An 11,523-nucleotide genomic window follows, 5' to 3' on the forward strand; every position below is an offset into this window, starting at 1 on the left:
CTCAACCCCGCCCCCTTCTGCCTTCTGGACGAAGTCGACGCCCCGCTGGACGACGCCAACACCTCGCGTTTCTGCAATCTGGTCAAAGAAATGTCAGCGCAAACCCAGTTCCTCTACATCTCCCACAACCGCCTGACCATGGAAATGGCAGAGCAGCTCGTCGGCGTAACCATGCAGGAAAAAGGCGTCTCGCGCGTCGTCGCCGTGAACATCAAACAGGCGTTGGAAATGGCGGAGCCGAATTGAGGTAAGAACAAAGGCCGTCTGAAAGAATGAGGAAGAAATCTATAATTTCATCTTCCCATTTTTTCAGACGGCCTTTTTGTATTGGATACAGCGTTATTGTTTTGAAGTATTATCTTTGGAGCGTTGAGGTTGCCCCGAGCGTTGGTTGTTGCCGTTGACGGCATCGCGCCATGCTTTGCGTTCGGCTTCGATTTTGGCGGCTACTTCGTGAACCATGGTTTCTTGTTTTTTGACGACAGGCTCTTCCGGTGTGTTGTCGGAAAAGTGGAGGCCGTACCACAAGACGGCGAAAATGCTGCAGACGAAGATAACGGCAATCAGGCCGACGATAGCTTGTTTGCCGGCGAGGGGTTTTTCAGGGGGAGGGACGAGGACATCGAAGCAGTCGGCGCAATCGAGGGCGAAGCAGACGTTTTCGGCTTCTTTGCGGCCGCGTCGGCCTTCTGTGATGTTGAAGGAGATGTGTTGCCCTTCGGCCGGAAGGCGGGTAAGGGTGGTGAAGGCGGCAAGGGCAAGAAAGATTTCTTGGCCTGTGTCTTCTATGGTAGCGGCTCCGAAGCCGCGCTTGCTGTTCCAGCGAGTAATCGTTCCGTAATAGCGCATAATATATGTGGGATATTATTGTAGGTAACAATTTTTCCTTCGACTGATTTTAAATCAAAAAGTTTAGTTATTGTCTTAAATTTACACTAGATTTGTCTTGTTGGAAGCAGGCAGGCCGTCTGAAGGATTTCAGACGGCCTGTATGGTTTATGCCTATTTATTAAGCACTTTTTGGAAGGTGTCGATCAGGTGTTGCGCAATGGCACGGCTGCCGAATTGTTGCAGGCAATCTTGGCGCAAACGGACGGGATCGTAGTGTGCATGGTTTTCGTAGAGGGTGAGCAAAGCTTTGGTCAGTTCCGGTATGTTTTCGATTGGCACCAGCAGGCCGTTGTCGGAAGTAACGATGGATTCGGGGCCGCCGCAGCGTGTGGCGATAACGGGCAAACCTTGAGACAGTGCTTCGATATAGACGACGCCGAAAGTCTCGGTACGGCTGGCGAGGACGAATGCGTTGCTGTGGCGCATGAGGTCTAGGGTTTGGTCGGTGGTCAATGCGCCGGTAAAGGTAACGGCGTGGTTGAGGCCCAAGTCGCTTGCCAGTTGTTTCAGACGGCCTTCTTCTGCGCCGCCGCCGCCGATTTTGAGTTTGAGTTGCGGATAGGTTTTGAGTGCTTCGGCAAAAGCAGGCAGGAGCAGGTCGTGGCCTTTGAGGTGGCGCAGGTGGGAGACGCTGCAGAAGGTGAAGTCTTGATTGTTGTTTTCGGGGAACTCGAAATCCTGTTCAAAATTGCCGCCCAGCATATTGGGCAGGTATTGCCAGTCTGTACCGGCGTAGGTTTTTTCGAGAATGCGGCAGAAATCACGGCTGACGGCGAACCGTGCCGCGCTGTGGCGCACGGCTTCGTGCATGGACGGCCATTGGTTTTTGCGGACAAGGCCGCGTGAAATGGCGCTGCTGTGTTCGGTAATCACATAGGGAATGCCGTATTTTTTGAAGATGGCACAGGCCAAAATGGCGGCGTAGTTGACACAATGGGCGTGAATTACGTCGGGTTTGCCGTTGTCTGCGATATAGGCTTCAAAAGCTTTCATGCCTGCATTGACCCAGCGGATACGGTCGATATCGACAACCGGACAGCGCGGGAAGAAATACATGCTGTCGTAGGCGTAAGTGTTGAGTCCGCCTTGCTGATGGCGGCGTAGGCCGTAGAAGCGCGAGAAGATGGTTTTCGGCTGGCTTCTCAAGTAGCGGAACATGGGTACGACCATGCCGATTTTCATGCCTTCGCGTTGCAGGGCTTGGGCTTGGAGGCGGAAAAAGATTCCGTCCACGTCAGTTTCGGAAGAAGGATACCAAGAGGGGATAACGACAATATGCATGATGTATTTTTTATGGAAGTAGATAACGGCGAGGCCGTCTGAAAAGAAAAGATATCTTTCAGACGGCCTTTTGTCTATTTAGTTCAATCAGTTGCCGGCAACCGTCATTTTAGAGACCAAGATGGAGCCGATTTGGTTGGACGAACGGCGTAATGCGTCGTCTGCTACGCCGGTGATGTCGCGGTACATGTCCTGCAAACGTCCGGCAATGGTGATTTCCTGAACCGGATAGGCAATGACGCCGTTTTCCACCCAAAAACCGGCCGCGCCGCGCGAGTAGTCGCCGGTAATCCCGTTGACGCCTTGTCCCATCAATTCGGTAACCAGCAAACCCGTCCCCATTTCTTTCAACAGGTCGGCCTGCGTGGCGTGGGTGTGGTTCAGATACAGATTGTGCGCGCCGCCGGCGTTACCCGTTGTCTGCATGCCGAGCTTTTTCGCGCTGTAACTGCTGAGGAAATAGCCTTCGACGACGCCGTCTTTCACCACAAAACGAGGCTGCGTGGCCACGCCTTCGGCATCGAAATAAGTGCTGCGGAACGAGCGCAGGATATGCGGTTCTTCACGAAGGCTGAGAAACTCGGGCAGCACCTGTTTGCCGATGCTGTCAATCAGGAAGCTGCTTTGGCGGTAGAGCGCGCCGCCGCTGAGTGCGCCGATAAGGTGGCCGATTAAGCCGACGGCGACAGTGGTGTCGAACAGTACGGGATAGCTGCCGGTCGGAACGCTGCGGCTGTTCAGACGGCGTAAAGTCCGTTCGGCTGCAGTTTGGCCGATGAGTTCGGGCGCGTCCATGTCTTCGTGACGGCAGGAAGAATCATACCAATAGTCGCGCTGCATGCCGTGTTCATCGCTGGCGACCACGCTGCAAGAAATGCTGTGGTGCGTGCTTTGCTGGTGTGCGGCAAAGCCGTGGGTGTTGCCGTAGACGTATTGGTAATGGCCGGTATGAACCGATGCGCCTTCGGAATTTTCAATGCGTTTGTCCGTTGACAGCGCGGCCTGTTCGCATTGTTTGGCCAAATCGATGGCGGATTCGGTACTCAAATCCCATTCGTGGTAGCGGTCGAGGTCGCCGATATGGGTTGCCATTAAGGCAGCATCAGCAAGGCCGGCGCAATCGTCTTCGGCGGTATAGCGTGCAATATCGATGGCGGCTTTGACCGTATCTTGCAGGGCGCGTTCGGAGAAGTCGGCAGTGCTGGCTCGGCCTTTGCGTTGGCCGACATAGACCGTAATGTCTAAAGATTTGTCTTGTTGGAACTCGATTTGTTCGATTTCGTCCAAGCGCACGCTGACGCTTTGGCCGAGCGACTCGCTGAAATCGGCTTCGGCCGAGGTGGCGCCGGATTGTTTGGCCAAATCCAGCGTGTGTCCGCACAAGCGCAACAGCTCGTCCGGTGTGTGGTTAAACAGCATAAAAAGGTTTCCTGACAGGGTTTTGCGGCATTTTAACCGTTTCAGACGGCCTCTGCAAAAATCGCACGGAAAGGCCGTCTGAAAACTGATAAAATAGGCAGATTCAGAAAATCAGGTAAACACAATGTTTGAACAAGAAGACGAATGGGTCAGCAAAACCCAAATGAAAAAGCAGATGAACGATTTGCAGGCTTTGGGTATGGAATTGACCAAGCTCTCCAGCGATACGCTGAAAAAAATCGGCTTGGACGAAGAGCTGTTCGAAGCCATTGCCACCTATAAAAAAATCACGTCCAACAGCGCGCTCAAACGCCAAGCCCAATTTATCGGCCGCCTGATGCGCGATACCGACCCTGCGCCCATCGAAGCTTATTTGGCCAAACTGCGCGGTGACAATACGGCACACAATGCCTTTTTGCAACGCGTCGAGCAGGCGCGTACCCGACTGTTGGCAGACGATGGCGCGATTACCCAATTTATGGCCGATTTTCCGCAAGCCGACGCCGGCAAATTACGCACCTTGATCCGCAACACTAAAAAAGAGCAGGAACAAAACAAACCGCCGAAAAACTTCCGCGCGCTGTTCCAAGAAATTAAAGCAGTGATGGAGGCCGGTCAATTCGATGCTTCAGAAGAAGGGCAGGATTGGGAGGAATAAACCTCAAGGCCGTCTGAAAACGGATTGCGGTTTTCAGACGGCCTGTATCGTAATGCCGAAGGAGGATGACCATGAAATTTCGCCGCTTTGTACCTGCCTTGTTAATTAGTGCACTAACCCTGAATGGTTGTACTGTCTTTCTTTGGGGAGAGAACAACCCGTTCCATAAAACCACAACCGAAAAAACCGTTGCCAAAGACAATATTCAAGCATTTGGCGTGGTTGCCAAAGACAATACGCAATTGGAAACAGGCAGCTTGGTCATGATGGGCAAAAAATATTGGTTTGTTGTTAATTCTAAAGATTCGGCCAAGTTGAAGGCGGTATTGGATGTTAAATTGGACAAACAGTTTCAAATGGTTCAGCAAAACCCAAGATATACGTATAAGGCTTTGCCGGTCGAATTGAAATCCCCTGAAGCGCAAACTTTCCGCTCAAAATTCTGCCTGCGTTACGATACTCAAAAAGCCGCCGAGATTGCCAAGTTGAAACAGTTGGCATTCAAGCCGGTCGAACTCGATGACAAAACAGTCTACACGCGGTGTATTTCTACCGAAGGTCATTATTACGCAACGCCCAAAAATGTTGCTGAAGACCGCCGTTTTGATACTGCCGTCCCGGTCAGAATTTATTATACGGAAACCAAAAAAAGCACCGACGTTCAGAAGTTGACGGAGAATATCCTGCAAACGCCATTCACATTGGCTTTGGATGCAGTCGGCGCAGTGATAGCAGTCCCCTATGTCGTAGTCAGTGAAATTATCGATGCTTCACGCAAATAATATCCAAGGCCGTCTGAAAACGGGATTGCAGGTTTCAGACGGCCTTCCCCACCTTAAAATAAACGCTTCAAAAATATATTAATTTTCTCTCTATTTAATCCCACATACCATGTCCGTCAAAATCCAAACACGTTCCATTAATCCGACTGTTTTCAACGACTTGCTCACTGCCGGTGCCGATCCTTTGATTGCGCGGCTGTGTGCTGCACGTGATGTGCAAAGTCCGGCTGAGTTGGACGATAAGCTTGCTGCGCTTTTGCCGTATCAAACGCTGACAAACTGCGAAGCCGCCGCCGGCCGTTTGGCGGATGCGGTTGAGCGTCAGGAAAAAATCCTGATTGTCGCCGACTACGATGCCGACGGTGCGACGGCGTGTTCCGTCGGTATGAGCGGTTTGGCGGCGATGGGGGCGAAAGTGGATTTTCTCGTGCCCAACCGCTTTGAACACGGCTACGGCTTAACGCCCGAGCTGGCTGAAATCGCGGCAGAGCAAGGTGTGGATTTATTGGTGACGGTGGATAACGGTATCGCCAGCATTGCAGGCGTGGCGCGCGCGCAGGAATTGGGTTTGGATGTGATTGTAACCGACCACCATCTGCCTGCCGAGACCGTGCCCGACTGCATCATCGTCAATCCAAACCAAAAAGGCTGCGGTTTCCAAAGCAAAAGCTTGGCGGGCGTGGGCGTGATTTTTTATGTATTAATGGCTTTGCGTGCCGAACTGCGCCGCCGCAATTATTTTTCAGACGGCCTGAAAGAGCCGAATCTGGGCGACCTCTTGGATTTGGTTGCACTCGGTACCGTCGCTGACGTCGTCACTCTAGACCACAACAACCGTATCCTCGTATCGCAAGGTCTGAAACGGATGCGTTTGGGTAAAATGCGCCCCGGTATCCGTGCCTTGTTTGAAGTGGCACGGCGCGATTGGCGCAAGGCTCAGCCTTTTGATATGGGCTTTGCGTTGGGGCCGCGCATCAACGCGGCCGGACGGCTGGACGATATGTCGGTCGGCATTGCCTGTCTGTTGGCGCGAGATAATGCCGAGGCGCAGGAACTGGCGGCGCAGTTAAACAACCTCAATATCGAGCGCCGCGAAATCGAGCAGTCTATGCTGCAAGACGCGCTGAATGCTTTTCCTGAAACCCTGCCTTCAGGTCAGACGACTTTGGTGGCGTATCGCGACGACTTCCATCAGGGCGTGGTCGGCATCGTTGCCAGCCGCCTCAAAGACCGTTTTTATCGTCCTACTATCGTGTTTGCGCCTGCCGACAACGGCGAAGTGCGCGGTTCGGGACGCTCCATTCCCAATCTGCACTTGCGCGATGCTTTGGACTTGGTGTCCAAACGCTATCCCGATTTGATTTTGAAATTCGGCGGACACGCGATGGCGGCGGGTTTGAGCATACTCGAACACAATATCCCCGCGTTTCAGACGGCCTTTGAAGAAGCCGTGCGCGAGATGGTGTGCGAAGACGATTTGTCGCAAACCTTCATCACCGACGGCAGCCTGCCTGCACGCGACATTACGCTGGAACAGGCGCAAAACCTTGCTAAACACGTTTGGGGGCAGGGCTTCGCGCCACCGAGTTTTACTGACGAATTTCATGTTGTCCGCCAGCAGCCGTTGGGTGCGGAAGGCAAACACAAAAAAGTCTGGCTGCAAAAAGACGGCTACGAATTTGAAGCCATGTTCTGGCGTTGCAGCGAAGACATTCCAGAATACATCCGCACGGTGTACCGCCCCGTTGCCAACGAATGGCGGAACAATCTCGAATTGCAGCTTTATATCGACTACTGGGAAGCCGCGTAAACAAAGGCCGTCTGAAAAATGAAGAAACAAAAACCTTGGCTCGGCTTTTCATTGGCGTTGCTTGCCACCATGACTTGGGGTTCGCTGCCGGTCATCGCCCAACAGGCATTAAAAGCCGTCGATGCGCCCACGCTGGTGTGGATACGTTTTTTAGTGGCTTCGCTGGTGTTGTTTGTGCTGTTGGGGCTGACCGGCAAGCTGCCGAGGCCGTCGGAATTTTCCAAGCAAACCTTATTTTTATTGATGCTGGGCATTATCGGTATTTCCGCCAACTTTGTGCTTGTTGCCATGGGCTTGCACTATATTTCTCCGACAACCACGCAGGTGTTGTGGCAGCTTTCTCCCTTTACCATGATTTTGGTCGGCGTAGGCGTGTTTAAAGAAGCCTTTACGCATTGGCAAAAAATCGGCTTGATGCTTTTGCTGACGGGTTTGGTCATGTTTTTCAACGACAAATTCGGCGAACTTTTCAGCTTGGGCAGCTATGCGGTCGGCGTAATGATGGCGGCTTCGGGTAGCATGATTTGGGTGTGCTACGGCGTGGCGCAAAAACTTCTGTCCAAACATTTCAATTCGCAACAAATCCTGCTCATGATCTATTTTTGCAGCAGCTTTGTTTTCCTGCCGTTTGCCGAACCGTCGCAAATCGCCCATATCGGCAATCCGTTTTTATGGGGTTGCTTTATCTATTGCTGCCTGAACACGCTGATCGGCTACGGTTCATTCGGCGAAGCGCTCAACCATTGGGACGCTTCAAAAGTCAGTATCGTCACCACGCTGATTCCCGTATTCACCATGATATTTTCCACCATCGGCCATCATCTCGCCCCCGATTATTTTGCCGCTTCAGATATGAATATCGTCAGCTATGTGGGTGCCATGGTAGTTGTGACCGGAGCCTTGCTGGCGGTGGCCGGAGAGAAAGTAATGGGGCTTTTTTTGAGAAAGATATGAAGCATTTATTGCAAAACAGAATAAAACAAGGCCGTCTGAAACAGGTTTCAGACGGCCTTTATATTTTCTAAATCAGATTAATGTGGAACGGCGGATTAATAGAAGCCTTCGCGTTCTTCACGGGTGCTGATGTAGATGTTTTTCACTTGGGTGTAGGCGGCGAGCATCATTTTGTGGGTTTCTCGGCCGATACCTGAAGTTTTGTAGCCGCCAAACGGCGCGCCGGCAGGCAGGCGGTTGTAACAGTTCACCCAAACGCGGCCGGTTTCCAATGCATTGGAAACACGCAGGCAGCGGTTGATGTCGGTACTCCACACTGCGCCGCCCAAGCCGTATTCGCTGTCGTTGGCCATTTTGATGACTTCTTCTTCGGTTTTGAATTTAATCACGGTGGCAACCGGGCCGAAGATTTCTTCTTGGGCAACACGGGCTTCGTTGCTGCTGGCTTCAATCAAAGTAGGCTCGACAAATTCGCCTTTGCCCAATGCGCCTTCGATTTTTTTACCGCCGGTAATGATGCGGCAGCCTTCCTGTTCGCCGATTTTGACGTATTTCAAAATGGTCTCGAGTTGACCGGCGTTGACTTGCGAACCCATTTGGGTGTCGTCTTCCCAAGGCAGGCCGACTTTGATTTTTTTGAATTCTTCAGCCAAAGCATTGACGAATTTGTCGTAAATGCCTTCTTGTACAAAAATGCGCGAACCGGCGCAGCAGACTTGGCCTTGGTTGAACAAAATACCTTTTTGCGCGCCTTCGAGGGCTTTGTCGAAAGGCATATCGTCGAAGAAGATGTTGGCAGATTTGCCGCCCAATTCCAAAGTGGACGGAATCAGCAATTCGGCAGCGGCGATGCCGACGCGGCGGCCGACTTCGGTTGAACCGGTAAAGGCCAGTTTGTTGAAGCCTTTGTGGTGCAGCATGTATTCGCCGGATTTGGAACCGCGGCCGGTAATCACGTTCAACACGCCTTTAGGCAGCAAGTGGTTGATTTTTTGAGCGAGGGACAATAGGCTCAATGAAGTGCTGGAAGAAGGGTGGATGACGATGGTACAACCTGCGGCCAATGCCGGAGCGATTTTCCATGCGGCCATCAAGAATGGGAAGTTCCAAGGAATGATTTGGCCGACAACGCCGATCGGTTCGCGCAGAACGATGGATAAGTCTTCGGCGTCAAGTTGGGTCGCAGTGCCTTCTTCGCCGCGGATCACGCTGGCGAAATAGCGGAAATGGTCGGAAGCCAATGGTACGTCGGCGGCGCGGGTTTCGCGGATCGGTTTGCCGTTGTCCAAGGTTTCTTGCAGGGCGAACAATTCTGCGTTTTCGTCAATCACGTCGGCGATTTTGTTCAAAATGGCCGCGCGTTCGGCAGTCGTGGTTTTGCGCCATGTTTTGAACGCTTCTTGGGCAGCGGCCACGGCAGCATCGACATCGGCGTCGGTTGCGTCTGTGAACTTGGCCAATTCATCGCCATTGGCAGGGTTGTAAGAGGATAAAAGTTTGCCTTCGCTACCTTTCGTCCATTCGCCGTTGATTAAAAGACCATATTCTTTATCAAACACATTTAAATCTTTTGCCATAATACTGTCTCCTTAATGAATGGGAAGGCGTATTTCTGCGCCATAAAAACAGCTTATGCTTTTTTCTTTTTAAGTTCAAGTACTAAAAATGATAATGTTCTCAAAATTTACATTTGTAATGTTATTTCATGTAGCAGGCCGTCTGAAAAATAAAGGATTTGATTGAAATGAAAGTGCATTTGTTAATATATTTAAAGATTCAGATGGTTTGAATAGGATTTGTTATGGTATAACATCATAACTCGTTGTTTTGAAAAAGATTATGGGTTGACGGTTTCGAACATGGGGAGTATTCTCATTTATAGCTAAACAGTTTTTCAACACCCTAGGAGACTCTCTCATGAAAATGCATGCTGTGGTAGTAAATAAAGATGTAGCAGGTGATGTAGAAGTTGTTGAACGCGAACTGCGTCCGCTGGAATACGGCGAGGCGTTGGTAGAAGTCGAGTATTGCGGCGTGTGCCACACCGACTTGCACGTTGCAGCAGGCGATTACGGCGACAAACCGGGTCGCGTGTTGGGACACGAAGGCATCGGTTTGGTTAAAGAAGTTGCTGACGGTGTGAAAAATCTGAAAGTCGGCGATCGTGTCAGCATCGCATGGCTGTTCCAAAGCTGCGGTTCTTGCGAATACTGTAATACCGGCCGCGAAACCTTGTGCCGCTCCGTATTGAACGCAGGTTATACTGCCGACGGCGGTATGGCGACCCACTGTATCGTGAGTGCCGATTATGCGGTCAAAGTTCCTGAAGGCTTGGATCCTGCGCAAGCTTCGAGCATTACTTGTGCCGGTGTGACCACTTATAAAGCGATTAAAGTTTCCGGCGTTCGTCCGGGTCAATGGATTGCGATTTACGGCGCAGGCGGTTTGGGCAACTTGGCGGTTCAATACGCGAAAAAAGTGTTTGGCGCGCACGTTGTTGCCGTTGACGTCAACGATGAAAAACTGGCTTTTGCCAAAGAAACCGGCGCTGATTTGGTGATCAATGCCGCCAAAGAAGATGCGGCTCAAGTCATCCAAGAGAAAACCGGCGGTGCACACGCAGCCGTGGTAACAGCCGTATCCGCTGCTGCCTTTAATTCAGGCGTTAACTGCGTCCGCGCCGGCGGCCGTGTCGTTGCAGTTGGCTTGCCACCTGAGTCTATGGACTTGTCTATCCCACGTTTGGTATTGGACGGCATCGAAGTGGTCGGCTCTCTGGTCGGTACCCGTAAAGATTTGGAAGAAGCATTCCAATTCGGCGCAGAAGGTTTGGTTGTGCCTAAAGTCGAATTGCGTGCTTTGGATGAAGCACCTGCCATCTTCCAAGAAATGCGCGAAGGTAAAATTACCGGCCGTATGGTGATTGATATGAATAAAGAGTGCAGCTGCATTCATCACTAATCAAATGATTTTGTGACAAAAAGGCCGTCTGAAACTTTTCAGACGGCCTTTTTTATTAGGCTGGATAACTACAGCGCAAAATCGCTTTCAAATACGCGGATTTCTCCGCTGACAGGATCGGTGAACTCTATTCTTTTGGCCAAAAGTTTTAAAGGTTTGTCGTAGTCTTCATCACCGGCCGCCAATGGGGTAGGGTAAAGCGCATCGTTCATCAGCGGCATGTTCAAACTCATCATATGCACGCGCAGCTGGTGTTTCTTTCCGGTGTGCGGCGTGAGGCGGTAGAGGCTGAATGCGCCGCGGTTTTCGATAAGCTCGATGGTTGTGTGGGCGTTGGGTTCGCCTTCCGTTTCCCGCGTGAGAAAGAATTTTTCGCCGCGTTCCATTCGGGACGAAATATCCAGCGGATAGTCCAAATCCGTCCTCGTCGGCGCCACCGCTTCATAGGTTTTTCGGACGTTTTTTTCTTGGAACATGGTCTGATAGTCGCGACGCGTGGCAGGGTTGAGCGAAAGCAGCATAACGCCAGCCGTATCTTTATCCAAGCGATGAATCGGCGTAATGTCTTCAACATTCAAATACTGCAATTCAGGCCGCAGACGTAGGCGCGTGAGCAAGGTTTCTCGCAAAAACCTGCCGCTGGGGATGACGGGCAGAAAATGCGGTTTGTCCACCACAATCAAATGCTCGTCAATATGCAAAATCTTTTCTTCAAACGGAATACGCGGCTCGCTCTCACGGCTGGTTTCACGGTAATAAAACATCGT

At 51.4% G+C, this 11,523-nt stretch carries 10 protein-coding genes and 1 pseudogene; 6 read left to right on the plus strand and 5 right to left on the minus strand.

Annotated features, from left to right (window positions below):
- A pseudogene (locus ACTHS3_RS05550) lies at positions 1–246 on the plus strand (chromosome segregation protein SMC); the annotation flags it as partial.
- A 93-nt stretch (positions 247–339) separates the two neighbouring features.
- Here the strand turns inward: ACTHS3_RS05550 and ACTHS3_RS05555 are convergent.
- The 3 genes from ACTHS3_RS05555 to pmbA form a co-directional block, all read right to left on the minus strand.
- Positions 340–849, minus strand: a complete 510-nt coding sequence (locus ACTHS3_RS05555; RefSeq protein WP_070461403.1) for a cold-shock protein — start codon at positions 847–849, stop codon at positions 340–342.
- A 153-nt stretch (positions 850–1,002) separates the two neighbouring features.
- Entirely contained in the window at positions 1,003–2,172 is a 1,170-nt protein-coding gene (locus tag ACTHS3_RS05560; RefSeq protein ID WP_440367337.1) for a glycosyltransferase, read from the minus strand.
- 87 nt (positions 2,173–2,259) lie between these two features.
- Complete coding sequence (gene pmbA, locus ACTHS3_RS05565) at positions 2,260–3,591, minus strand: metalloprotease PmbA (RefSeq protein ID WP_440367339.1); 1,332 nt, start codon at positions 3,589–3,591, stop codon at positions 2,260–2,262.
- Between the two features lie 124 nt (positions 3,592–3,715).
- Between pmbA and yjgA the strand changes: the two genes are divergently transcribed.
- The 4 genes from yjgA to ACTHS3_RS05585 all read left to right on the plus strand — a co-directional run bounded on the left by yjgA (position 3,716) and on the right by ACTHS3_RS05585 (position 7,795).
- The gene (gene yjgA, locus ACTHS3_RS05570) at positions 3,716–4,249 is read left to right on the plus strand and encodes a ribosome biogenesis factor YjgA (protein WP_371492514.1); all 534 of its coding nucleotides are present in this window, start codon (positions 3,716–3,718) and stop codon (positions 4,247–4,249) included.
- A gap of 71 nt (positions 4,250–4,320) precedes the next feature.
- Positions 4,321–5,031 carry a hypothetical protein gene (locus ACTHS3_RS05575; protein ID WP_293202547.1) on the plus strand — a complete coding sequence of 237 codons (711 nt, stop codon included), beginning with the start codon at positions 4,321–4,323 and terminating at the stop codon, positions 5,029–5,031.
- Between the two features lie 109 nt (positions 5,032–5,140).
- On the plus strand, positions 5,141–6,841 hold the full coding sequence (recJ, locus tag ACTHS3_RS05580) for a single-stranded-DNA-specific exonuclease RecJ (RefSeq protein ID WP_440367341.1): 1,701 nt from the start codon (positions 5,141–5,143) through the stop codon (positions 6,839–6,841).
- 18 nt (positions 6,842–6,859) lie between these two features.
- Positions 6,860–7,795 carry a DMT family transporter gene (locus tag ACTHS3_RS05585; protein ID WP_070504412.1) on the plus strand — a complete coding sequence of 312 codons (936 nt, stop codon included), beginning with the start codon at positions 6,860–6,862 and terminating at the stop codon, positions 7,793–7,795.
- 95 nt (positions 7,796–7,890) lie between these two features.
- On the opposite strand, the gene ACTHS3_RS05590 is transcribed toward ACTHS3_RS05585, so the two are convergent.
- Positions 7,891–9,372: an aldehyde dehydrogenase family protein gene (locus ACTHS3_RS05590; protein ID WP_049335482.1), complete on the minus strand. Its 1,482-nt coding sequence runs from the start codon at positions 9,370–9,372 to the stop codon at positions 7,891–7,893.
- Positions 9,373–9,712: 340 nt separating this feature from the next.
- Between ACTHS3_RS05590 and adhP the strand changes: the two genes are divergently transcribed.
- The gene (gene adhP / locus ACTHS3_RS05595) at positions 9,713–10,756 is read left to right on the plus strand and encodes an alcohol dehydrogenase AdhP (RefSeq protein WP_079453675.1); all 1,044 of its coding nucleotides are present in this window, start codon (positions 9,713–9,715) and stop codon (positions 10,754–10,756) included.
- Between the two features lie 68 nt (positions 10,757–10,824).
- On the opposite strand, the gene ACTHS3_RS05600 is transcribed toward adhP, so the two are convergent.
- On the minus strand, positions 10,825–11,523 hold a 699-nt coding region (locus ACTHS3_RS05600; RefSeq protein WP_440367343.1), incomplete at its 5' end, for a pseudouridine synthase.

The sequence above is a fragment of the Neisseria sp. P0009.S007 genome, from assembly GCF_051962515.1.